22 protein-coding genes are annotated in these 23,865 nt (G+C 72.7%); 6 read left to right on the top strand and 16 right to left on the bottom strand.

Annotation, left to right across the window (positions count from 1 at the left end):
- Position 1 precedes the first annotated feature (1 nt).
- A complete protein-coding gene (upp, locus tag JOF36_RS08165) occupies positions 2-625 on the bottom strand; it encodes a uracil phosphoribosyltransferase (RefSeq protein WP_210025844.1) in 624 nt (207 codons plus the stop codon).
- A 483-nt stretch (positions 626-1,108) separates the two neighbouring features.
- On the opposite strand from upp, the gene JOF36_RS08160 reads away from it, so the two are divergent.
- Positions 1,109-1,345, top strand: coding sequence for a hypothetical protein (locus tag JOF36_RS08160; RefSeq protein WP_210025842.1), 237 nt, complete (start codon positions 1,109-1,111; stop codon positions 1,343-1,345).
- 180 nt (positions 1,346-1,525) lie between these two features.
- A complete protein-coding gene (locus JOF36_RS08155; RefSeq protein ID WP_210025840.1) occupies positions 1,526-2,803 on the top strand; it encodes a SatS C-terminal domain-containing protein in 1,278 nt (425 codons plus the stop codon).
- Here the strand turns inward: JOF36_RS08155 and JOF36_RS08150 are convergent.
- Entirely contained in the window at positions 2,800-3,954 is a 1,155-nt protein-coding gene (locus tag JOF36_RS08150) for an adenosine deaminase (protein ID WP_210025838.1), read from the bottom strand. The two genes, JOF36_RS08155 and JOF36_RS08150, sit on opposite strands and share 4 nt — an antisense overlap.
- Positions 3,955-4,151: 197 nt before the next feature.
- On the opposite strand from JOF36_RS08150, the gene JOF36_RS08145 reads away from it, so the two are divergent.
- Positions 4,152-5,423: a coiled-coil domain-containing protein gene (locus JOF36_RS08145; protein ID WP_245350725.1), complete on the top strand. Its 1,272-nt coding sequence runs from the start codon at positions 4,152-4,154 to the stop codon at positions 5,421-5,423.
- 66 nt (positions 5,424-5,489) lie between these two features.
- Here the strand turns inward: JOF36_RS08145 and JOF36_RS08140 are convergent, their stop codons facing one another.
- Genes JOF36_RS08140 through JOF36_RS08130 form a run of 3 tightly spaced genes read right to left on the bottom strand, consistent with a single transcriptional unit; the run spans position 5,490 to position 9,292 of the window.
- Positions 5,490-6,623, bottom strand: a complete 1,134-nt coding sequence (locus tag JOF36_RS08140) for a MalY/PatB family protein (protein WP_307862272.1) — start codon at positions 6,621-6,623, stop codon at positions 5,490-5,492.
- A 22-nt stretch (positions 6,624-6,645) separates the two neighbouring features.
- Positions 6,646-8,517: a murein biosynthesis integral membrane protein MurJ gene (gene murJ / locus JOF36_RS08135; protein ID WP_210025836.1), complete on the bottom strand. Its 1,872-nt coding sequence runs from the start codon at positions 8,515-8,517 to the stop codon at positions 6,646-6,648.
- 58 nt (positions 8,518-8,575) lie between these two features.
- Positions 8,576-9,292, bottom strand: coding sequence for a DUF2306 domain-containing protein (locus JOF36_RS08130; RefSeq protein WP_210025833.1), 717 nt, complete (start codon positions 9,290-9,292; stop codon positions 8,576-8,578).
- A gap of 255 nt (positions 9,293-9,547) precedes the next feature.
- Here JOF36_RS08130 and JOF36_RS08125 point away from each other — a divergent pair, with 255 nt between their 5' ends.
- Complete coding sequence (locus tag JOF36_RS08125; protein WP_210025832.1) at positions 9,548-10,183, top strand: VC0807 family protein; 636 nt, start codon at positions 9,548-9,550, stop codon at positions 10,181-10,183.
- Between the two features lie 96 nt (positions 10,184-10,279).
- Here JOF36_RS08125 and JOF36_RS08120 read toward each other — a convergent pair whose 3' ends face one another.
- The 7 genes from JOF36_RS08120 to JOF36_RS08090 form a co-directional block, all read right to left on the bottom strand.
- Entirely contained in the window at positions 10,280-10,849 is a 570-nt protein-coding gene (locus JOF36_RS08120; protein ID WP_210025830.1) for a hypothetical protein, read from the bottom strand.
- Between the two features lie 52 nt (positions 10,850-10,901).
- A complete protein-coding gene (locus tag JOF36_RS08115) occupies positions 10,902-12,212 on the bottom strand; it encodes a thymidine phosphorylase (protein ID WP_210025828.1) in 1,311 nt (436 codons plus the stop codon).
- Between the two features lie 265 nt (positions 12,213-12,477).
- Positions 12,478-12,894, bottom strand: coding sequence for a cytidine deaminase (locus JOF36_RS08110; RefSeq protein WP_245350723.1), 417 nt, complete (start codon positions 12,892-12,894; stop codon positions 12,478-12,480).
- 36 nt (positions 12,895-12,930) lie between these two features.
- Entirely contained in the window at positions 12,931-14,175 is a 1,245-nt protein-coding gene (locus JOF36_RS08105) for an ABC transporter permease (RefSeq protein ID WP_210025823.1), read from the bottom strand.
- Positions 14,172-15,245 carry an ABC transporter permease gene (locus JOF36_RS08100; protein WP_210025821.1) on the bottom strand — a complete coding sequence of 358 codons (1,074 nt, stop codon included), beginning with the start codon at positions 15,243-15,245 and terminating at the stop codon, positions 14,172-14,174. The genes JOF36_RS08105 and JOF36_RS08100 overlap by 4 nt, the downstream gene beginning before the upstream one ends.
- The gene (locus tag JOF36_RS08095) at positions 15,242-16,780 is read right to left on the bottom strand and encodes an ABC transporter ATP-binding protein (RefSeq protein ID WP_210025819.1); all 1,539 of its coding nucleotides are present in this window, start codon (positions 16,778-16,780) and stop codon (positions 15,242-15,244) included. The genes JOF36_RS08100 and JOF36_RS08095 overlap by 4 nt, the downstream gene beginning before the upstream one ends.
- Complete coding sequence (locus JOF36_RS08090) at positions 16,777-17,925, bottom strand: BMP family lipoprotein (RefSeq protein WP_210025817.1); 1,149 nt, start codon at positions 17,923-17,925, stop codon at positions 16,777-16,779. Before JOF36_RS08090 ends, JOF36_RS08095 begins: the two co-directional genes overlap by 4 nt.
- Before the next feature lie 216 nt (positions 17,926-18,141).
- On the opposite strand from JOF36_RS08090, the gene JOF36_RS08085 reads away from it, so the two are divergent.
- Positions 18,142-18,597 (top strand): SRPBCC family protein, encoded by a 456-nt coding sequence (locus tag JOF36_RS08085; RefSeq protein WP_210025815.1) that lies wholly within the window; start codon positions 18,142-18,144, stop codon positions 18,595-18,597.
- Between the two features lie 14 nt (positions 18,598-18,611).
- Entirely contained in the window at positions 18,612-20,042 is a 1,431-nt protein-coding gene (locus JOF36_RS08080; protein WP_307862271.1) for a D-alanyl-D-alanine carboxypeptidase family protein, read from the top strand.
- Positions 20,043-20,142: 100 nt separating this feature from the next.
- On the opposite strand, the gene JOF36_RS08075 is transcribed toward JOF36_RS08080, so the two are convergent.
- The 4 genes from JOF36_RS08075 to JOF36_RS08060 form a co-directional block, all read right to left on the bottom strand.
- Positions 20,143-20,304, bottom strand: coding sequence for a hypothetical protein (locus tag JOF36_RS08075; RefSeq protein WP_210025813.1), 162 nt, complete (start codon positions 20,302-20,304; stop codon positions 20,143-20,145).
- Positions 20,305-20,687: 383 nt separating this feature from the next.
- Positions 20,688-21,758, bottom strand: coding sequence for an inner membrane protein YhjD (gene yhjD / locus JOF36_RS08070; RefSeq protein ID WP_210025811.1), 1,071 nt, complete (start codon positions 21,756-21,758; stop codon positions 20,688-20,690).
- Between the two features lie 39 nt (positions 21,759-21,797).
- A complete protein-coding gene (gene trpS, locus JOF36_RS08065) occupies positions 21,798-22,814 on the bottom strand; it encodes a tryptophan--tRNA ligase (RefSeq protein WP_210025809.1) in 1,017 nt (338 codons plus the stop codon).
- A gap of 21 nt (positions 22,815-22,835) precedes the next feature.
- Positions 22,836-23,738, bottom strand: a complete 903-nt coding sequence (locus JOF36_RS08060) for a winged helix-turn-helix transcriptional regulator (RefSeq protein ID WP_210025807.1) — start codon at positions 23,736-23,738, stop codon at positions 22,836-22,838.
- Positions 23,739-23,865 lie beyond the last annotated feature (127 nt).

Below are 23,865 nucleotides of genomic sequence, written 5' to 3'. Positions count from 1 at the left end.
CTCAGACCGAGCCGAACTGGCGGTCTCCGGCGTCGCCGAGGCCGGGGACGATGAAGGCGGACTCGTTGAGCCGCTCGTCGATGCTCGCGGTGACCATCCGGACCCCCGGCACGGCCTCCTTCAACCGCTGCACGCCCTCCGGTGCGCAGAGCGCGCAGATGACGGTGACGTCGTCGGCGCCGCGGCGGGCCAGCAGCTCCACGGTGTGCACCATCGACCCGCCGGTGGCGAGCATCGGGTCGAGCACGAACACCGGCCGTCCGCCGAGCGACTCGGGCAACGACTCCATGTAGGGGACCGGCTCGTGGGTGGTCTCGTCCCTCGCCATCCCGACGAAGCCCATCTGGGCCTCCGGGACGAGGCCCAGCGCGGCCTCGGCCATCCCCAGGCCGGCACGCAGCACCGGGACGAGCACCGGTGGCGCCGCCAGCCGGTAGCCGGTGGTCAGCGAGACCGGGGTGTGGATCCGCTCCTCGGCCAGGGGCGCCGACCGGGTCGCCTCGTAGATCAGCATCAGGGTCAGCTCCCGCAGTGCGGCGCGGAAGGTGGCGCTGTCGGTGCGGGCGTCCCGCATGGTGCTCAGCCGAGCCCGCGCGAGCGGGTGGTCGACGACGATCGTGTCCACGAGCGGACAGCCTACGGACGCCGGCACCCGGCGTAAGCCCCGAGACCGGTGCCCTGCACCACCTGTGACGACCGGTGGACACGCCGGGGTGATGCCTGGCCGTGACCGCACGGCCATCCCCCGTCCACCCACGGCGCCGACACGGACGCGTGTCGTCGTTCACGAAGAGTGAGGCCGTGTCGCACCCCGACGGGTGACGAGCGGGCACCGCCCGGCGCTGCCCCGGCCCGCCCGGGTGAGGCCCGCGGGGCCGCCGCAGACCTTGCGTGACAGGCGATCCCCGTTCGGTCGCGTGATCACGACGAGTGTCGCTACCGACACGCCCGGTTCGCTCCATCGCGTGACCCGCTGCGCCGAGTGCCACGATCAGCACACGCGGTCGCCGGTTTCGGGATTCACCTGACCCGAACGGGTGGTATGGCCGAAACGGTGTCACATCCGACCCCCCGTCGACGCTGTACTAGATGACGAGGAGGTGATCCGATGCCGGAGAACATGACTTCGGAGGAACAGACGTTGATCGCTGCTGCCGAGAAACTCACGCAGTGCGACGGTTACGTCGTTCTGGCGGTGGACCCGCAGACCGGGGAGGTGGACGCCCACGGCCCGTTCGACGGGATGACGGCGACCATCAAGGCGGACCAGCTGCGGCGCGACTTCGACCGTGGCGGTCTCGAGGACGTGTCCATCGGCGTGGTCCGACTGCACAGCAAGGCCTGACCCCGCAGGGTCCCCCGAGACCCCGACCCCGACCTCGACGCGCGCCCCGCCACGAGCCGGCCCGGTTCCGGTGACGACGGCGTGTCGCGCGGCGGCACGACCCACGGCCCCGGGAGGCCGGCCGCGACACCCCGGCGGTCGGCCCGCCCGGACGGCCGGAGCGACGATAGGCTCGCCCGCGTGGCAAGCGACATCGTCCCGATCCGGCTCGCTCTCACCCGGGGCGACGTGGTCACCCTGTGGGCTCCCCCGTGGCGGGAGGACGGCGAGGAGTGGGAGGCCTTCCTCGGCGACGACGAACACGTGTTCGTCTTCGACGAGGTCGCGGGCCTCGCCGCGTTCGTCCGGACCGCGTCCGGGCACGACCTGGAGGACCACCCCGCGTGGTCCGCGGTCCCCGGGCTCTCCGTCGGCGAGCTGACGCCGGACGACGTGCACCGGTACGACCTGGTCGGGCTGCCCGAGCTGGCGGCCGCCGATCCCGATTCCTGGACCGTGCAGGAGCTGCACGAGACCGTGTCGATCGTGCGGTCCCTGGCCGACGTCTGCGACCTCGGCAACGTCATCACCGCGCTCGACGGCGAGCCGGCCTTCGCGCTGTTGCGGGAGGGCCACCAGGCCTTCGCCGGCCGTGAGGGGACGAAGCGCTGGTCCGCGCTGTCCGAGGCCGTCGCCCAGCACTGGGACGACGTCGTCGACACCGTCGACGGGCTCGTCACGACGCCCGACATCGACTCCGGTGCCCTCGACAAGGCCCGGAGCGAGGCCGCCGAGTGGGAGGCGGCCCGGGAGGCCGCGTTCGCCACCGGCGCGGACGACGACGAGGACCTGGAGGCCGCCGCCCTCTCCGCCGGCGAGTCCGACGCCGGCCACGACGACGAGGACGAGCGCCCGACCGGCTTCTGGGCCGAGGTCGGCATCGACCCGATCCGCATCGAGTCCGGGGACCGCTCGGTGGTGACCCTGCGGTGCTACCTCGAGGACGCGCCGGTGTTCCTCGGCTCGGACGGGAAGATCGACGTCTTCGGTTCGGAGCAGGCGCTGTTCCGGGCGCTGGCCGACCCCGAGCACCCCGCCGTGCACGGCACCGACCTCGCGGCCGCGGTGACGTTCTCCGACGTCCTGGAGGCCGCCCGGGTCGGCGACCTCAGCGGTGGCGTCGAGGACATGAACACCTACGTGCTGACCGGGATCGGCCCGGACCTCGCCGACGGCGTCCTCGACCTGGATCCGGTGCAGCTCGACCTCGCCTCGGAGCTCCTGACCGATGTCGGCGAGTGGGCGGGTGACGGCGAGCCCGCCGACGCGCTGGCGGAGTCGAACAGCCTCGGCTGGCTGGTGTCGTTCGTCGTGCGGCCGGACCCGACCCGGATGGCGCCCAGCCCGCCCTTCACCCAGGAGGCGCAGTCGTGGGGCGAGCTGGTGGCGGGCCTGGAGGCCCGCCTCCGGGAGCACTAGGCGGCTGGGCCGCTGGTCAGCGCCTCGTACCCCGGCTTGATCACGTCGTTGATCAGCGCCAGCCGCTCGTCGAACCCGATGAAGGCCGACTTCATCGCGTTCACGGTGAACCACGCGAGTGTGTCCCAGCCGTAGCCGAAGGTCTCCGCGAGATCGGTCAGCTCGCTGGTCAGGCTGCAGCCGGACATCAGCCGGTTGTCGGTGTTCACCGTGACCCGGAACCGCAGGTCGGTGAGCAGCCCGATCGGGTGCTCGGCCAGCGACGGCGCGGCGCCGGTGTGCACGTTGGACGTCGGGCACATCTCCAGTGGCACCCGGCTGTCCCGGACGAAGGCGGCGAGCCGGCCCAGCCGCGGCGGATGGTCGGGACCCGTCGTGATGTCGTCGACGATGCGCACACCGTGGCCGAGCCGGTCGGCGCCGCACCACTGGATCGCCTCCCAGATCGACGGCAGCCCGAACGCCTCGCCGGCGTGGATGGTGACGTGCGCGTTCTGCTGGCGGACGTACTCGAAGGCATCGAGGTGCCGGGTGGGCGGGAAGCCCTTCTCCGCCCCGGCGATGTCGAAGCCGACCACGCCACCGGGCGCAGCGCCCGCGGAGGGCGGATCGACGGGCTCGCGGTACCGGACCGCCAGCTCGGCGATCTCGCGGGAGCGGGCGGCGTGCCGCATCGCGGTGAGCAGTGCACCGATCCGGATCCTGCGCCCGGCCGCGGCGGCACGGTCGGCGCCGATCCGGAACCCGTCGAGGACCGCGGTGATGACGGCGTCGACGTCCAGGCCGTTCTCGACGTGCAGCTCCGGGGCGAACCGCACCTCGGCGTAGACGACGCCGTCGGCGGCGAGGTCCTCGGCAGCCTCGGCGGCGACCCGGGTCAGCGCCTCGCGGGTCTGCATGACGGCGACGGTGTGCCCGAACGTCTCGAGGTAGCGCTCCAGCGAGCCGGAGTGCGCGGCCCCGAGGAACCAGGCGGCGAGCTCGCCGGGGTCGGTGGTCGGCAGCTTGTCGTAGCCGGTCTCGCGGGCGAGCTCGATGACGGTCCCGACCCGTAGGCCGCCGTCGAGGTGGTCGTGCAACAGCACCTTGGGGGCGCGCCGCACGGTGTCGGCGGTGACGGGGGCCGCTGTCGTCGGAGTGGGATCTGCCACTCCGGCACGGTACCGATCCGCTCACACATCCGGCGTGGCGCGGCGACCGGAGGCCTCCGGCCTGCCATGATCGATCTGATCCGGGTGCTCCCGAGATGACCCGGACGGCGCTATCCACACCGTCCGCCGACGCTCACACGGCGGTCGCTACCCTCTGGGCACTCCCCACTTGGCTCAGAGGAAGCGCAGCAGGTGCCATGAGCGATACTTCGAACCTCTCGTTCGACCGGATGCGCGGCATGCTCACTCGGGCGGCCGAGATCCGTGACAGCGAACAGCAGCAGATCTTCGACTCCCTCGACGAGATCCACGCCCGGCTCGCCGCATTGGACGCCATCGGCACCGTGCGCAAGAAGCTGACCGAGCTCCCCGACCGGACCGAGCTCAACGTACTGGCCGAGCGTCTCGACGAAACGGTCAACAAACTGGACAACCAGGAGATCGTGCTCGGCGCGATCACCCGGGCGATCGAGTCGTTGCCGGACAAGCTGGCCAAACCGATCGCCCAGCTCGACGGCCGGCTCGAGGGCATGGGCGGGCGCCTCGAGGGCGTCTCGGGCCGGATGGACGGCCTCGACGACCGGCTCGGCGGCCTGCACAAGCGGCTCGACGATCTGGACAACCGGCTCGACCGGCACGAGATGCGCCTGGACGCGATGCCCAACGCCGTCGCCGCTCCCATCAAGGAGCGGATCGAGGGCGTCGAGCGGCAGGTCAAGGAGCAGCTCGACGCGGCCGTCGGTTCCTTCGAGGAGACCGGCGAGGGCCTGCGCAACCTGCTCGGCGACACCTCGGTCGGGCTGCACCGCAGGCTGGAGGAGCTGGCCCAGCGTCCGGCCGTCGACCCGACCCCCGCGTTCGACGCACTCGCCGAGCGGCTCGAGGCGCTGGCCTCCCGGCTGGACTCCGTCGAGACCGGTCTGGACGGCAAGCTGTCCGATCTGGACGGTTCGGTCAAGGAGCGGGTCGGCAAGCTCGGCGGCTCGCTCAAGGACCGGCTCGGCGAGCTCGACGGCACGGTGTCCGAGCGGCTCACCGGCTTCGACGAGCACCTCACCAAGTTCTCGGGCGACGTCGACGGCCGCTTCGACAAGCTCACCGAGAGCGTCGACACCCGGCTCGACAAGCTGACCGGTGACGTGGACACCCGCCTGGACAAGCTCTCCGGCGACGTCGACGGCCGGCTCTCCGGCATCGACGCGGTGCTGCGGGACCGTCCGGACACCGGTTCGGTGACCGACCTGGTGACCCGGGCGAACGCCGACTCCGAGCGGCGCAACGCCAGCCAGCTGGACGAGGCGATGGCGACCTTCGCCGAGCTGATCATGGGTCGGAGCGGGCAGTACGCCCAGCAGGCACCGCCGCCCCCGCCGCGCCCGGCCCAGCGCCGTGGGCGGCAGAAGGTCGCGGTGAAGAGCCAGAACGGCGCCGCCCCCGCCGATCTCGTCAGCGACGACCCGGACGACTGAGTCCCGGTACGATCCCGAACGCCGCGTCCACCCGTCCACGGGAGGCGCGGTGTTCGCGTTCCCGGGTCAGTGCGGTGTGGCGGCCATCCGGTGCACGGCCTCGGTGATGATCTCCGGGCTCGTCCCGAGGTTCAGCCGCACGTGCCCGGCCCCGCCGGCACCGAACGGCAGCCCGGAGTTGAGGCCGACCCGTCCCCGCTCGCGCAGCGCCAGGGCCGGGTCGTCACCGAGGCCGAGCGCGCGGCAGTCCAGCCAGGCCAGGAACGTCGCGGGCGACGGCCGGTAGCCGACCCCGGGCAGGTGTTCGGCCAGCAGGCCGGCCAGCAGCTCCCGGTTCCCGGCCAACGCGGCCAGGAAGGCGTCCAGCCAGTCCCGCCCGTCGTCCAGCGCGGCGATGTGGGCCTGCACCGCGACGTGGCTCGCCCCCACCTCCAGGATCTCCGCCGGGAACGCCCCCAGGTCCGCCTCCGGCCCGGCGACGGCGATCGCCGTCTTCAGCCCGGCCAGGTTCCACCCCTTCGACGCCGACAGCAGGCTGATCCCGTTCTCCGCGCCGGGCACGGTCAGCCACGGGGTGAACGGCGTGCCCGGGTCGACCAGCGGGGCGTGGATCTCGTCGGCGACGACGGTGACACCGTGCCTGCGGGCGAGCTCGGCGACGTCGGCGAGCTCGTCGGCGGTGTGCACGGTGCCGGTCGGGTTGTGCGGTGAGCAGAGCAGGAAGGCCCGTACCCGGTCCGCACCGAACGCCGCGTCCAGGGCCACCGGGTCCAGCCGGTCGTCCGCACCCAGGGGAGCCTCCACCGGGTCCAGCCCGGCGTGGCGCAGGAACGAGTAGAACGGCGGGTACACCGGCGGGGTGACGACGACGGCGTCGCCTGGCGGCACCACGGCCTTCAGCGCCTCGGCGATCCCCTGCATCACGTCCGGCACCACGTACGTGCGTGCCGGGTCCGGGCCGTCCCACTTCCACCGTTCCCGGGCGAAGCGGGCGTACGCCTGTGCGTAGCCGGTCCCCGCGGGGTAGCCGGTGTCGCCGCGGCGGACGGCTCCGGTGACCGCGTCGACGATCGCGGAGGCGAGCGGGACGTCGGCCTCCGCGACCCAGAGCGGGAGGACGTCGTCGTCGTAGGTCCGCCACTTCATGCTCGTACGGCGGCGCAGCTCGTGAAGCGGCGGGAAGTCCAGCGGATCCGGCACGGTGCCGATGCTGGCACGACGGTCACCGTCGCGCGAGCCTCCGGAACACCGCGTCCAGCTCGCGCACCTTCAGCAGCCGCATCCCGACGACGGCCAGCGGCAGCGCGATGAGCGTCCCACCGACCAGCAGCGTCCACGCCTGCGCGACTACCGGCCAGTCCGCGATCGCGGGCTCCACGAGCAGGGTGAGGCCCCAGGCGATCGCCGCACCCACCGCCGACGCCAGCGTCACCCGGACCAGGGTGTCCAGCACCTCGCCGGTGCGGATCCGGCCCAGCCGCCTGCGCAGCAGCCACTGGCCGATGACCGCGCCGCCCACGAACGACAGCGCGTTCGCCGCGGCCAGCCCGAGGACCACCTGGTCGGCGGGGAGGATCAGCGGGCACGCCAGCAGCAGCGGGATCTTCACGCCGACCATGCCGACCTGGATCAGGGTGGGGGTGCGCGAGTCGGTCATCGCGTAGAAGACCCGCATCTGCAGCATCGTCACGGCGTAGGGCAGCAACCCGAACGCCGACCACGCGACCGTCTCGCCGAGCCGCGCCGCACCCTCACCGCTGGCCGCGCCGACCGAGAACAGGGCCGTGCCCAGCGCCCCGCCGAACGCCGTCATGACGGCCGCGATCGGCACCAGCCCGACCGTCGACAGCCGGGCCCCCAGCGACAGGTCGCTGACGACCTGGCCGGTGTCGCCGTTCGCCGCGGCCCGGCTCATCCGCGGCATCAGGGCGGTCAGCAACGAGACGCCGAGGACGCCGTACGGGACCTGCAGCAGCAGCCAGGCGTTGGTGTAGGTGGCGACCGAGCCGGGGTCGGCGGCGAACGCGACCCGGGTGGTGACGATGTAGCCGGCCTGCCCGACCAGCACGTAGCCGACGATCCACAGCGCCATCCCGCCCGCGAGCGAGAGGCGCGGGTCCCAGCCCCACACCGGCTTGTAGCGGAACCCGATACGCCGCATGAACGGGATGAGCACCAGCGCCTGCACGACGATGCCGAGCGTCGTACCCAGACCGAGGACCAGCAGCTTCGGGTCGCCCAGCCGCACCGGATCGGCCGAGATCTCCCCCGGCACCAGGACGAAGACGACGAGCACGCCCAGCACGACGACGTTGTTCAGCACCGGTGCCCAGGCGAACGGCCCGAACACCTGTTTCGAGTTGAGGATCGCGCCGAGCAGGGCACCGATGCCGTAGAAGAAGATCTGCGGCAGCAGCAGCCAGGCGAAGGCGGTCGCCAGCTCCGGGTTGGCCTGGGAGTCACCGCTGCCGAGGTAGAGCGCGGTGAGCAGCGGCGCCGCGAGCATCGCGAGCGCCGTCGCGACCAGCAACGCGGCCCCGACGACGGTCAGCAGGCGCCGGGTGAACTGCTCGCCGCCGTCGGCGTCCTCGGCCTGAGCCCGGACCAGAACCGGGATCATGACGCTGGTCAGGACCCCGCCGAGCAGCAGCTCGTAGACGATGTTCGGCAGCGTGTTGGAGACGGTGTAGGAGTCGTTGACCACGGCCAGGCCCAGCACCGCGACCAGCGCCAGGTTCCGGACGAAGCCGGTGATCCGGCTGACCAGGCTGGCGATCGCGATCATGCCGGACGACCGGACGAGCGACCCCGCGTTCTCGGTGCCCTTCCCCGGTCCCCGCTCCGCCCCGGACGCCGGGACCGGCTCCGCCCCTGCCGACAGGACCGGCTCCGCTCCGGCCGTCGGGACCGTCCGGTCCTCCGGCGCGGCCGGGACCGGATCGATCGGCGTCGTCTCCGGCCCGTCGTCCGGCCGGACCGGTGGCCCGACCGGGCGGGTGACCTCCGCTGCCGACTCCGCGGGTGCAGGACGCGCCCCGCCCGGCATCACCGGTCGGGGTATCGGCGCCCGTTCCGCCCGTCGGTCCTCACGCATCGCGCACCATCGTGCCGGATCGGGATCCTCCGCCCCGATCCACCCGGCCCGTGCCACGTCAGCCGCTGAGTGCGGGGGTCCGGCGCAACCACCACTCACCGATCGCGACATGCATCGTGAACGCGAGCCAGAACGCGACCGCGAACATCGTCGGGTCGGGCCCCGCCGGGGCGGCTCCGCCGGATACCCCTCGGTCGATCCCCTCGAAGACGCCCACCCAGATGCGGATGGTGCCGATTCCGACACCGACCGCGAATGCCCGGATCATCCAGCGACGGTGCCGAGGAACGTCGTCGCAGCGGATGGCGCGAAAGGCGAGGACGAGGCAGACGATGAACCACGAACCGAACACGACCGTGGCGACCGACTCCCCGGCGCCGCCCCACGCGAGGGGGATCCCGAACAGCAGCGCGAAGACGGCGCTGACGAGAGCACAGGTGAGCAGCACGCGACCGAGCCGGCGGTGCACGGTGTAGTGGCGGGCGCGGAAGCGGCGGCTCAACTGCAGTGGCGCCCCCACGAGATAGACCAGACCCGGTCCGATGTGCAGGTAGGCCCGCCACGGGTTGTCGACGTAGCGCTCGGCGAAGTCGTCGTCGGGGACGGTGCCGTCGACGATGTTCGGCCAGTCGACGACGATGCGCATGGTCGAGAACACCACCACGATCGTGATGAGCAGGCCGACCGTCACTGCAGCGGTACGGACCAGTCGCAGGCTCCCGGGCTTGCCGTTCGCCGGGCCCACGTCGCGCGGATCGGTGGCGACCGGGGTCACTCGCTTCCTGGACACCACCGGAGCTCGCCGCCCTTCGACGGAGGAGGCCGGGCGTCGACCTCTGGAACAAGCGAGCCGCTCGACGCGCACAACGCTAGCGCGACACCTCCGATCGTGGCCACGACTCCGACGATCCCGTGGGAAGAAGCGTGCCGGTCGAGCACGGCGTGCGGGAGGGACACGCCGCACACCACACATTCCAGAATTGTCATGTCAGTATTGACAGGTCAAAGTCAACACGTAACTCTCGAGTACATGACGACCACCGACCGCGAGTCCGCAGCCGGGCCGCTGATCATGCTGCGTGGGTTGCTGCTCGACGTCGGACTCCCGGTAGCCGGCTACTACGTGCTGCATCTGCTCGGCACCGGCGACTGGGCAGCGCTGCTCGTCGCCTCCGGGATCGCGGCCGTGCGTGTGGCCTGGTCCGCGCTGCGAAGCCGCACCCTCAACGCGTTCGCCCTGATCATGCTGCTGGTGTACGGCATCGGGTTCACGCTGGCGCTGTTCACCGGGGACCCGCGCACGCTGCTGCTGCGCACCTCGTTCATCACAGCCGCGGTGGGCGTGGTGTTCCTGGTGACCGCGGCCCGGGGGCGCCGGCCACTCACCCTGGCCGCGATGCAGAGCTTCGCCCCGTCGCGGGCCGCCGAGGAGGCCCACGAGTACGCGACCAGCCCGGTGGCCCGCCGCGCACACCGGCTCTCCTCCACGGTCTGGGGCATCGGCCTGCTGTTCGAGGCGCTCGCCCGGGTGCCGCTGGTGTACCTGCTCCCGATCCCGGTCGCGGTCGGGCTCGCCGAGGCACTCACCGTGACCGTGCTGGTCGGGCTCGGGGGATGGAACGCCTGGTACGGCCGACGACTGCGCAGCAGCCGTCGCTATCGGTAGGCCCGTCCGGCGCCGGCAGGACGACCGCCACGTGGCCCCGCGACACAGCCCGGGAAGCGGGCCGAGGCTCGCGAGGGGCCGCTGCGGGAGCCCCGGTCAGTCCCGGTCGAGTCGCTCCAGGATCTGGGTGAGGAGCGCCTGGGTCTGCTCGTTCGATCGGTCCACGGCGTCGAACCGCGCGTCCTGGGCGTCGAACCGGGCCTCGTTGGCGTCGAACCGGGCATCCAGGCCGTCGAACCGGGCCTCGTTGGCGTCGAACCGCGCGTCCAGGCCGTCGAACCGGGCCTCGTTGGCGTCGAACCGCGCGTCCAAGCCGTCGAACCGCCCGTCATTGGCATCGAACCGGGCATCCAGGCCGTCGAACCGCCCGTCATTGGCATCGAACCGGGCATCCAGGCCGTCGAACCGCCCGTCATTGGCATCGAACCGGGCATCCAGGCCGTCGAACCGCGCGTCATTGGCATCGAAGCGGTCGTTCGTGTTCTCCGCGAGCCGGTCGATCTTGCCCTCGATGCGGGAGCTGATCTCGTACAGGGAGTCGACGTCGGCGCCCTGCTGCCGCGGACGGCGCTCCACCTCGGGGGACGACATGCCGGGCAGCGTACGACACCACCCCGCGGCTGCGGGCGGTATCGGTGCAGCGCCGATGCGCGGAACGCCCCGCATCAGCCGTCCCCGCTGAGCAGGGACGCCACGAGCCCGACCACGGCAGCCGCTCTCAGCCGGCGCGGCGGACGTCCAGCACCAGGGCCCGCTCCGGCGGCGGATCGGCGTCGACCGGCAGCGCCGCCCCGGTGAGCAGGCGGCGGGCGTCCGCGAGTCGTTCCGGGGTGTCGGTGTGCAGCTCCAGCAGCGGGGTCCCGGCCCGGACCTCGTCCCCGGGACCGACGAGCATCCGCACCCCGGCCGTGGCCTGGACCGGATCCTCCTTGCGGGCCCGCCCGGCGCCGAGTCGCCAGGCCGCGGTGCCGACGGCGAGCGCGTCGGCCCCGGCGAAGACACCGGAGCGGTCGGCGGTGACCGTCTCGACGTGCCGGGCGACCGGCAACGGCGCGGACGGGTCCCCGCCCTGCGCGGCGATCATCCGTTCCCATACCTCGTACGCCGCGCCCGAGGCGAGCACCGCGGCCGGGTCGGCGTCCGGCAGGCCGGCGAGCGTGAGCATCTCCCCGGCGAGCGCGACGGTGAGTGCCACGACGTCGTCCGGTCCGCCGCCGCGCAGCACATCGACTGACTCGGCGACCTCCAGCGCGTTGCCGACGCACCGCCCGAGCGGGCGGGACATGTCGGTCAGCAGCGCCGTGGTCGGAAGGCCGTGCGCGGCACCGATCGCGGTCATCGCGTCGGCCAGCTCACCGGCGCGCTCGAAGGTCTTCATGAACGCGCCGGAGCCGACCTTGACGTCGAGCACCAATCCACCGGTGCCCTCGGCGAGCTTCTTGCTCATGATCGAGCTGGCGATCAGCGGGACGGACTCGACGGTCCCGGTGACGTCGCGCAGCGCGTAGAGCCGTCTGTCGGCGGGCGCGAGCGTCGGTGTCGTCGCGCAGACGACCGCGCCGACCTCCACCAGCTGCGCACGGATCTGTTCGGTCGTGAGCGACGCCCGCCAGCCGGGGATCGCCTCCAGCTTGTCCAGCGTGCCGCCGGTGTGCCCGAGCCCGCGCCCGGACAGCTGCGGGACGGCGGCCCCGCACGCGGCGACGAGCGGCGCCAGCGGGAGCGTGATCTTGTCCCCGACCCCGCCGGTGGAGTGCTTGTCGACCAGCGGCCGCCCGACGTCACCGAAGTCCAGGACCTCCCCCGAGTCGATCATCGCCTGGGTCCAGTGGGCGGTCTCGGCCGCATCCATCCCGTTGAGCAGGATCGCCATCGCGAGCGCGGCCATCTGCTCGTCGGCGACCTCCTCGCGGGTGTACGCGCCCAGCACCCAGTCGATCTGCTCGCGGGAGAGCCCGCGGCGGTCCCGCTTGGCCGCGATCACCTCCACCGCGCTGAACGACGGCGGTGCCGGCTCGGTGGGGCTCACGCGCCACCGCCCCGGTCCCGGTCCCGGTCCCGGTCCCGGTCCCGGCGATCGAGCCGCACGGTCTCGCCCCACGCAGGGCAACAACGTGCTGCCCGACGGTGAGGGAAGCCGTGAGCGGCACGAATCTGCCCCGCCCGGGGCGACAACGTGCGGCTCGATCGTCCGATCGTGCGTCCTCCCGTCGATGCCGGGGCACCCGGGCGCCGAGGCGCGCGCTTCCGCCCTGCCCGGTGCGGGACCCTGTACCTCGAGCTGTCGGCGGTGCTCACTTTCGGCCTGCCGGCAGGTCGGCGGGGCCGAAGCCGTCGGGTAGCACCTCGGTGAACGGCAGCACGCCGCGCCGGGTGTCGCACAGCAGCTCCGGGCCGCCGAACTCGTAGAGCACCTGGCGGCAACGCCCGCACGGCATGAGCAGCGCGCCGGTGCCCGACCGGCAGGCGACCGCGAGCAGCCGGCCGCCGCCGGAGAGCCGCAGCTGCCCGGCCATGGTCACCTCGGCACAGACGCCCAGCCCGTAGGAGACGTTCTCGACGTTGCAGCCGGTGACCACGCGGCCGTCGTCGACCAGCGCCGCGGCACCGACCTGCAGGCCGGAGTACGGCGCGTAGGCCCGGGCCGCGACGGTCACGGCCGCCGATCGCAGGGCTTCCCAGTCCGGGGCGGGCTGCCCCGTTCCCATCATCCCGGCTCCGGCGCCGGACGGTCCTCCGCCGACCATCTATCGGCCCTCCCCTCGTCGGTACGGCTCCCCGAGCCGCGCGGGTGGTCGTAGTCGCTGGGACGCGGCCGCGAGCACGATCAGCGTGACCAGCTGCGGGGCGTACGAGGCGAACTCCGAGGGAACCGTGTCGAACGTCCAGTACAGCGCATAGACCACCGCGCCCGATCCCAGCGCGACCGCGGCGGCCGTCCACATGCGGCGGATCGCCCACAGCACCGCGACGGCGACCGCCACCAGGGTCGCGCCGTAGAGCAGGGCGTGCACGGCCTCGCCCCCGGCGCGCAGCTGCAGGCCGTCGACGTAGCCGAACAGCGCCGACCCGACGAGCAGCCCGGCGGGCCGCCAGTTGCCGAAGATCATCGCGGCCAGGCCGATGTACCCGCGGCCACCGACCTGGTTCTCCAGGTAGCCGAGCTGGCCGGGGTTGAGCACCAGGGCCGCGCCGCCGATCCCGGCCAGCCCGCCGGAGATGATCACGGCCGTGTACTTGTGCAGGACGACGTTCACACCCAGCGACTCGGCCGCCACCGGAGCCTCGCCGGCGCTGCGCAGCCGCAGGCCGAACGGGGTCCGCCACAGGATCCAGTAGCTCACCGGCACCAGCGCGAGCCCGAGGACCACGATCGGTGTCAGGCCGGTGACCAGGCCGGACAGCAGCCCGGCGAGGTCGGAGACGAACACCCGTTGCTGGGCCTCGAGCGCGGCCAGCCCTTGCGAGACACCGGGGACCGAGAACTCGGTGAAACCGTCGATCCGCGGCGACTGGCGCGGGTTCTGCGAGACCGGGGTGAACACCAGCGACGCCAGGTACTTGGTCAGGCCGGTGCCGAGCAGCGTGATCGCCACCCCGGACACGATGTGGTTGACGTTGAAGGTGACCGTCGCGATCGCGTGCAGCAGCCCGCCGAGCGCGCCGAACGCCAGCCCACCGAGCACCGCGGCCCACGGGCCCCCCAGGTAACCGGCCCAGGCGGCGCCCCAGGTGCCGAGCACCATCATGCCCTCGAGGCCGATGTTGATGATGCCCGCGCGTTCGGACCACAGGCCGCCGAGCGCGGCGAACAGGATCGGCAACCCGAGCCGGACGGCGGCCTCCGAGGTCCCCGACGAGGTGAGCTGGAGCTGCCCGGTCAGCGTCACCGTGATCGACAGGACGAGCACGAGGCCGGCCGCGATCAGAGCCGAGCGGGCCCAGCCGGGAAGCTTCCCGGCACGATCGAGAACGGCGGTCACGGCGGTCATGACGGAGCCCCCGCCGGTTCCGGGACACCGGCCGCGACCCGCCGCTGCTCGGCGCGCCGCTCCACCCGGCTCACCAGCTCGTACGCGACGACCACCGACAGCACGATCAGCCCCTGCATGATCAGCACGATCTCCCGTGGGATGCCGACGACGTCGAGCCCGACCGCGGACTTGTCCAGGAACGCCCACAGCAGCGCACCCAGCGCGATCCCGACCGGGTGGTTGCGGCCCAGCAGCGCGATCGCGATGCCGGTGAAGCCGTAGCCCTGCGGCGAGCTGAGCGTGTAGGCGTGGTCGCGGCCGAGCAGCTCGGGCAGCCCGATCAGACCGGCGATCGCGCCGGAGAGCAGCAGCGCGACGACGATCGTCCGCCGCGCGTTCACCCCGCCGGCCGACGCCGCCGTCGTCGACTCGCCGGAGGCGCGCAGCTCGAACCCGAACCGGGTCCGGCCGAGCAGGAACCAGTAGCCGACGCCCAGCGCGGCGGCGACGAACACCATCCCGAAGATCGCCCCGTTGCCCACCGGGATCCCCGGGAACCAGCCGGACTCCGGGATCGGCGGGGTGGTGATGTTGTTGCCGCGCAGCTCACCGAAGGTCTCGGCACGGATCAGGAACGCGATCAGGCCGGTGGCGATGGCGTTCAGCATGATCGTCGAGATGACCTCGGAGACACCGCGGTAGGCCTTGAGCAGTGCCGGGATCGCGATCCACGCCGCACCGGTCAGCACCGCCACCACCATGATCAGCAGGGTGTGCAGCACCGGCGGGAGGACCACCGTCCCGCCGACGATCGCCGCCACGCAGGCGGCGACCCGGAACTGCCCCTCGACCCCGATGTTGAACAGCCGCATCTGGAAGCCGATCGCGACCGCGAGCGCGGCGATGTAGTAGACGGCCGCCGAGTTCACGGTGTCGACCGCGACCGTGCCCCTGCCGAGCTGGGACAGGATGGTGGTGAGCGCGGTCCACGGTGAGGCCCCGCTGATCAGCAGCATGATCGCGCAGAGCAGGGCGGCCACGGCGATCGCGAGTGCGGGCGCCAGGACCGCGCCCCGCAGCCGCGTCATGCCGTCGCCCCGGTCATCTTCGTGCCCAGTTCCTCGGGGGTGACGGTAGCGGGATCGGCGGTGCCGACCAGCCGCCCGTCGAGGATGACGGCGAGCGTGTCGGACAGGCCGATCAGCTCGTCCAGGTCGGCCGAGACCAGCAGTACGGCCAGGCCCGCGGCTCGGGCCTGCCGGAGCTCCTCCCAGATCCCGGCCTGGGCGCCGACGTCGACACCACGGGTCGGGTGCGCGGCGATGAGCAGCGCCGGCTCGCCGGACAGCTCCCGCCCGACGACGAGTTTCTGCTGGTTGCCGCCGGACAGTGCCGACGCCATCACGTCGATGCCCGGTGTGCGGACGTCGAAGTCGGCCACGATCCGCTCGGTGTCGCCCCGGGCCGCGGCCCGGTCGATCAGACCGTGCCTGCCGATCGGCGGCCGTGACTGGAAGCCGAGCACCCGGTTCGCCCACAACGGCTGGTCGCCGAGCAGCGCGTGCCGTGACCGGTCCTCCGGGATGTAGCCGACGCCGTGCTCGCGGCGGGCCATCGTGGACAGTCCTGAGACGTCCTCACCGGAGAGCAGCACCCGTCCGCGGGCGTGCCGGCGCATCCCCATGATCGTCTCGACCAGCTCGGTCTGGCCGTTGCCCTCGACGCCGGCGATGCCGAGCACCTCACCGGCGTGCACGACGAGATCGACGCCGTCGAGCAGGTCCCGCCCGCCCGCCGGATCGGGCAGGCCGAGTGCCTCGACCCGCAGTACCTCGCGGTCGGTGACGGTGGACTCGCGCGTCTGGGGCGACGGCAGCTCGGAGCCGACCATCATCTCGGCCAGCTCGGAGTTGGTCACGCTGGCCGGGTCCGTCGTACCGACCGTGCGGCCGCGCCGGAGCACCGTGATCCGGTCGGCGATCGCGCGCACCTCGTCGAGCTTGTGCGAGATGAACAGGAACGTGTAGCCGTCGCCCTGCATCGTCCGGACGGTGGCGAACAGCTCGTCGACCTCCTGCGGGACCAGCACCGCGGTCGGCTCGTCCAGGATCACCGTGCGCGCGCCGCGGTAGAGCACCTTGAGGATCTCGATGCGCTGCCGGTCGGCGACGCCCAGGTGCTCGACGAGCAGGTCGAGGACGGCATCGGCGGAGCGGGCACCTGCTCTGCTCACCGCCGACAACCCGACCGTGCCGGCGAGCTCGGCGATCCGGGTGCGGGCCGCCCTCCCGATCCCGTGCAGCCGCTCCGCCCCGAGCAGGACGTTCTCCGCGACGGTCAGGTTGTCGGCCAGCATGAAGTGCTGGTGGACCATTCCGATCCCGGCGGCGATGGCGTCCGCCGGGGTCCGGAAGTGCGTCCGGGCCCCGCCGACCGCGATGGTCCCCTCGTCGGGCGCCTGCATCCCGTAGAGGATCTTCATCAGGGTCGACTTGCCCGCCCCGTTCTCACCGCAGAGGGCGTGGACCTCCCCGCTCCGCACGGCGAGGTCCACACCGTCGTTCGCGACGACACCGGGAAACCGCTTGGTGATCCCCCGCAGCTCGACCGCGTGCTCGCTCACTTGGTCGACGACACCTGGATCTCGCCGGCGATGATCGCCGCCTTGTAGGCCTCGAGCTGGGGCTTGATGTCGTCGACGAACCCACCGGAGGTCGAGTAGCCGACGCCGTCGTTCTTGAGGTCGAACCGCTCCGGGAGGGTCTCGATCGTGTTGCCGGCCACCGCGTTGATGTAGTCGTACACCGCCACGTCGACCCGCTTGACCATCGACGTCATGATCACGTCGCGGACCTCGGTCAGCTGCGGCGAGTTGTACTGGTCGGAGTCGACGCCGATCGCCCGGCGTCCGGTGTCCTTCGCGGCGGCGAAGACGCCCTGGTTCGACTGGCCCGCCGCGGCGAACGAGATGTCCGACCCGGCGTCGTACTGGCCGGACGCGATCTCGGTACCGCGGGTGGCGTCGTTGAAGCCGGAGAAGTCACCGGCCGGCGAGATGTAGTCCGAGTCCACCTCGATGCTCGGCGCGGCGGCCTCGGCACCCTGCTGGTAGCCGACGTCGAACTTCTGGATCAGCGGGCTGTCGACGCCGCCGATGAAGCCGACCTTGCAGGTCTCGGTCTTCAGCGCGGCCGCGACGCCGACCAGGAACGAGCCCTGCTCCTCGGCGAAGACCAGCGGGGTGACGTTCGGCAGGTCCACGGTGTCGTCGTCGACGATCGCGAACTTCGTCTGCGGGAACTCCCTGGCGACCGTGTCCACGCCCTTGGCGTAGTTGAACCCGACCGCGATGACCGGATTGAAGCCGCCCTGGGCGAGCTGGCGCAGCCGGGTGGTCCCGGCGTCCTCGCTCTCGCCCTGCTGGGCGGTGGCCTCCCGGGCGTTGGCCTTCTGCAGGCCGAGCTCGGCGACGGCCTGGTCCAGGCCTGCCGCGGCGGCGTCGTTGAACGACGCGTCGCCCCGCCCGCCGATGTCGTAGGCCAGGCCCACCTTGAGCGCGCTCGCGTCGGCCTTCGGCTTGTCCGGTTCCGGCTGCGCGCTCGCCGCCGGGACCGACGGCGGTGCGACGCGTTCGCACTCCCCGCCCTGGGCGGTCCCCCCACCGCCGGTGTCCCGGGCACAACCCGACAGTGCGAGAGCCGCAACGGCTGCGATGGCGACCGCGGTCGCGAACCTGCCCCGCCGTCCGATGCGCTGGTTGATCCGCACGGACGTCCTCCCCCCGGTTCCGGCGCCACCGGGCGGCAGCACACGTTGCCGCGGGACGGTAACCGCTCACCGCGCCGAGCGGCAGGGTCGCAACATCGTCGTGACACCATCCCGCCTGGAAATCGTCGAGCGGTTGACGGGCGGTACCGTCCACCGACCCGGACGATCTTGACCGGGCGTGTCTCTTGCGTGATCGTCGAGGAGGACGGAGCTGTCGTGGACAGTGCGGAACTGACCGTGGACGCCCCGCCGGACGCGGTGTGGGCCCTGGTCTCGGACATCACCCGGGCCGGCGAGTGGAGCCCGGAGGCCGTCGGGGGGCGGTGGCGCGACGGTGCGACCGGGCCCGCGGTCGGCGCCCGCTTCGTCGGCGGGAACCGGCGCGGAAAGATGCGCTGGTCGACGCACTGCCGGATCACCGAGTGCGAACCCGGCCGGCGGTTCACCTTCGTCGTCACCGAGTCACGGACGGCGTGGGGCTGGATCCTCACCCCCTCCGACGACGGTGCCACCCGGGTCGTCGCCTGGCGGGAGAGCGTCGGTACGCCCGCGCTGCCGATCCGGCTGGTGCAGCGCAGCGGGATCCTCGGCAAGGACCGGGAGGCCATGATGCGTGACGGGCTGGAGCGCAGCCTGGAGCGGGTGAAGGGCCTCGTCGAGGGTTCCCGGTAGGGCATGCTGCCGGGGTGACGACCACGGGCCACCCGGTGCGCCGCCGTGGCGTCCGCACGCCACTGCTCCCCGGCCTGCTGGTGGCCACGCTGCTGTGCGCGACGGGTGCCGCGTTCGCGCCCGGCACCGGGGCCGCGCAGGGCACCGTGTCCGCAGCCGGCACCGGGGTCGGGGCCGGGTCCGAGTCCGGGTGGGCCGTCGGGACCGCGGCGGGCACCGGGTCCCTGTCCACGACCGTCCCGGCGGTGACCCCGGCGGCGCCGTGCCCCGGCCAGGAGATTCCGCCCGGGCCCCCGGCGAAGGAGGAGACGGGCGCGGCCGTGGCGCCGTTGCCGGTACCGGATCCGGCGGTCGGCGGCCTGGCGGTCTGCACCGAGGCGCACGCCGGCGCGGTACCGCCGCCCCCGGTCGGCGTCGCGTCCTACGTGGTCGCCGACCTGGACTCGGGCGCCGTGCTGGCGGCCCGGTCCCCGCACGCCCGGCAACGCCCGGCATCGACGATCAAGCTGCTGCTCGCGATGGTCGCGTCCGACCTGCTGCCGCCGGAGCGGGTCGTCGTCGGGACCGTGGAGGACGGGCGCGTCGACGGCAGCCGCGCCGGGATCGGCCCCGGTGGCCGGTACACGGTGGACCAGCTACTGCACGGCCTGCTGATGGCCTCCGGGAACGACGCCGCCCACGCGCTGGCCCGCGAGCTCGGCGGGGTACCCGCGACGCTCGCCGCGATGCAGGACACCGCCCGTCACCTGGGCGCGCTCGACACCCGGCCAGCGACACCGTCCGGGCTGGACGGGCCGGGCTCGTCGTCGTCGGCCTACGACCTGGCCCTGATCCTGCGCGCGGCGCTGGAGCGGCCGCAGGTCGCGGCGATCCTGCTGACGCCGAGCATCCCGTTCCCGGGCTTCGCCGACCGGCCGGGTTTCGAGCTCGGCAACGACGACCAGCTGCTCGGCACCCCCGGTTTCCTCGGTGGCAAGAACGGCTTCACCGACGCGGCACGGCACACCTTCGTCGGTGCCCTCGAGCGGGACGGGCGACGCCTGGTCGTCGCGCTGGTCCGGGGTGAGCCGCGGCCGGTGCGGATGGTCGACCAGGCCCGCGCCTTGCTGGACTGGGGGTTCGGCGCCCCGGCCGCCGGGATCGGGACGCTCGTCGAACCGGGTTCGGTCACGGGCCCCCAGGCCGCGATGGGGGCGGGCCCGGCCGGGCCCGGCTCGAACGGCTCGGGTGGCTCGGGCTCGGGTGACCTGGGCCGCTCGGACCCGGGCCGGTCGGAGCGAGCTGCCGGCGGGGCCGGCGCCCTGGACGATCCGGCGTCTCCGTCCGGTGTCGTGCCCCCGGCGCCGGACGCCGGTGTCCCGGCCGCCGCGGTCGTCGGTGGGGTCGCCGTGGTGGTGGGGTTGGTCGCGCTGCTGGTGGCGCGCCTCCGGTGGCGCAGGCGCTGAACGTCGCACCCGTCCGGGTGGCCGGGCAGATCGACTGCTGGCTCGGCGACGTTGCGGCGAGTCCCGGCGCCACCGCCCCCGGCTCGCGCGGCGCTCCCGGTCAGGGCAGCAGCGCGAGGAAGGCGAGGAACAGCCCCGCCACGACCGCGGATCCCACCAGGGCGCCGAGCGTGGTCCAGAGGAACGCGAGCCGCTCCCCCGCGGGCCGGTTGTGATCGTCGGTCGAGTGCCGATCGGTGCCATCCGTGGCACCGATCGGCACTGAACGGATGATCACCCGGGCGGTACCCCCAGCCGCCCCGGCCCCGGCAACCAGGTCAGCCCCAGCAACCAGGTCAGACCCGGCAGCCTGGTCAGCAGCGTCGGCTCCGAGGGGACCCGTGACTCCGATGGGACCGGGAGCATCGGGGACGCCTCCCGGGGAGGCGTGCACCCCCTCCGGCGCATCCGCTCGAGGCGAGCCGGCTCCCGGCCCCTCCGGCTTCCGGGGCGCGGGGATCAGGTCCGGGAGCGACAGCGCCGCCTCGGTGGTTTCGGGCATATCAGTCGGATCGGAACTCCGGCACCGTCCGTTACCGGTTCACCGCACACTCGGCCGATCGGACCTGACGCCGCGGCATTCGCAGGCGCGTACGCCGGTGATCGTCACCCTCCGTGTCGGCGCCTGCCCAGTGCCCGGAGCCCGAGCGCCCCACCGAGCAGGCCGGCGGTCAACAGGCCCGCGGACGCCAGCGCGCCGGGGCCCTCCCGGACGACGTACTGCGGGCGGATGACGGCCGGGGCCGGGACGTCCCGCGGCCCCTGGTCGTTCTCCTCGGCACTGGCGGCCCAGGCCGTGACGAACAGCAGGAACCGGGACGTGAAGAAGATGAAGATCAGCAGACCGAGGATCGACCCGAACGCGGCACCGGCCGCGGACGAGGAGATCGTGCCCAGGTACACCACCATCACCCGCTGCAGGACGGCGAAGCCGACGGCGCCGATGAGTGCCGCCTTGGCCGCGCTGCGGAAGGTCACCGGCTCGCGGGGCAGCCGGGCGATCACCCAGAGGAAGACCAGCCAGTTCCCCCCGATGCCGACGAGGAACGACACGACGACCAGCACGGTCTGCGCCCAGCCGACGCCGCCGAGACCGACCAGGTCCAGCAGGCTCTGACCGAGCACACCGCTGACCGAGGCGATCGCGAAGGAGGCGACCAGCGCCAGCCCGAGACCGACCAGGGCGAGCAGGTCGAATCCCAGCCGCTTGAGCATCGGCGGGGCCTCGTCGCGCTGCCCCCACTGCTCGGTGAGCGCCTCGCGCAGGTTGCTCATCCAGCCGATCCCGGAGTACAGCGCACCGACCAGGCCGACCGCACCGATCGCACCGGCCTGGGAGATCGCCGTGTCGATCACCCCGGTGATCGTGGCCGCCAGCTCCTGGCCGGGAACCGCCGAGGAGATCGAGTCCTTCAGGGACGTCAGCAGCTCCTCGTTGCCCCGCAGCACGAACCCGGCCGCGGCGAACGCGACCATCAGCAGCGGCACCAGCGCCAGGATCGAGAAGTAGGTGATCGCCGCGGCGTAGTGGTCGCCATGGTTCTCGGTGTACCGCGCGCCCGCGCGCACCAGGTGGTCGAGCCACGGGTGCTTCTCCCGCTGACGTTCGAGGAAGGTCGGGCCCTCCTCGTCGTCCTCGAACCGGTGCGCCGTCGTGGTCGGACGGTTGTCGGCCATGGTTCCCCCGGGGTCGGTCGTGCCTCGCCCGCCGGTGCCTCAGCCCGCCGGCGGGAGGAAACCGATCCTCTCGTGAACGGCGGCCAGTGTCGCGCCGGACACCTCGCGCGCCCGGGTGGCGCCCTTCGCCAGCACCCGGTCGAGCTCGGCCGGATCGGCCAGGTACCCGTTGACCTTCTCGGCGAACGGCTCCGCGAACGCGGCGACGATCTCGCCGAGATCCTTCTTGAGGTCGCCGTACCCCTTGCCCGTGTACTCGGCCTCGACCTCGGCGACCTTGCGGTCGGTCATCGCCGCGTTGATCGTCAGCAGGTTCGCGATGCCCGGCTTGTTCTCCGGGTCGTAGCGAACCTCACGCTCGTTGTCGGTGACGGCCGAGCGGATCTTCTTCGCGGACGTCTTCGGCGGGTCGAGCAGCTCCACGATCCCGGACGGCGACGACGCCGACTTGCTCATCTTGGCCGTCGGCTCCTGCAGGTCGTAGATCTTCGCGGTGGCCTGCGGGATGTGCGGCTCGGGCACCCGGAACGTCTCACCGAAGCGGTGGTTGAACCGCTGCGCCAGGTTGCGGGTCAGCTCCAGGTGCTGGCGCTGGTCCTCGCCCACCGGCACCCGGTCGGCCTGGTAGAGCAGGATGTCCGCGGCCTGCAGGACCGGGTAGGTGAACAGCCCGACGGTGGCCCGGTCGGTGCCCTGCTTCGCCGACTTGTCCTTGAACTGGGTCATCCGGCCGGCCTCGCCGAACCCGGTGATGCACTCCAGCACCCAGCTCAGCCGAGCGTGCTCGGGCACGTGCGACTGCACGAACAGCGCGCACCGGTCCGGGTCGAGGCCCAGACCGAGCAGCTGCGCCGCGGCCACCCGGGTGCGCCGCGCCAGTTCGGCCGGGTCGTGCTCCACGGTGATCGCGTGCAGGTCGACGACGCAGTAGAACGCCTCGTGGTCGTCCTGCAGCGCCACCCACTGCCGCAAGGCGCCCAGGTAGTTGCCGAGGTGGAACGAGTCGGCGGTGGGCTGGATCCCGGAGAGCACGCGGGGACGGTGGGCGTCGACCATGACCCCATCGTTCCAGCCCGCTCAGCCCGGCCGGACCGGGGACACCGAGCGCCGGTCGAACGTCCCCCCGCACCGGTCGCAGTCCAGCCTCAGCCGCAGCACGGCGCCGCACGTCCGGTGCCGGATCGTCAGGTCGATCGGTGCGCCGTCGCCGCCGAGCCAGCGGTGCGACCACTCGACGAGGCTGACGTGGATGGGGAACGACGCCCGGCCCTTGTCGGTGAGCCGGTACTCACCGGAGCCGGTGCGGGACAGCACCCCGAGGTCGACGAAGCGGCGCAACCGGTCCGACAGCACCTCCGGCGAGATCGCCAGCACGGTGGCGAAACAGCTGAACGACCGGATCCCGGTCAGCGCGGCGCCGAGCACGGTCGCGCCCCACCGGTCGCCGATGATCTCCATGGCGCCGGGGAGGACGGACAGCGGGTCCTCGGGGAGCCGGCCGCGGGTCCGGCGCGGGTGCTGGCGGGAGAGCGTCTCCAACCCCGGCGAGCCGGGCGCCCGGGTCACCTCGGTCTCCCGCGGCCCGACCGGTTCGCCGCACGACGCGCACCTGGGCAGCAGCAGGGCCGGCTCGCCACAGGCCCGGTGCACGATGTCGGGCAGCGGCGTCTCGCGCGGAACCCTGGCCTTCTCCCAGTCCCAGATCGTGATCAGGAGCTTCCAGAGGTCCGCACCGCGCTCGGTGAGCAGGTACTCCCGCCGCTCGCGCCCGCCCTCCCGGTAGGAGCGGGTCTCCAGCAGGCCGGCGTCGACGATCGAGCGCAACCGCGCGGACAGCGTGGCGTCGGAGATCTTGAGGGTCTCCCGCCACCCCGCGTACCGGCGGACCCCCAGGAACGCGCGTTGCAGGATCAGCAGGGTCCAGGTGTCCGCGAGCAGACCGAGGCCGCGCCCGACGGCACCGAGTTCCTGCGATCGCACGACGCCTCCTTGACCTCGCCCGACCATGATCGTACCGTCGCTCTGACTCTGCTGATCGAAGCCAGGCGCGACGGGGGAAGCGCCGAGGCGACCGGGTACGGGCATTCCGGCCCGGGGCGGTGGAGGG

The sequence above is a fragment of the Pseudonocardia parietis genome (genome assembly GCF_017876315.1).
Lineage (GTDB): Bacteria > Actinomycetota > Actinomycetes > Mycobacteriales > Pseudonocardiaceae > Pseudonocardia > Pseudonocardia parietis.
This window is presented reverse-complemented; position numbering and strand designations above follow the sequence as displayed.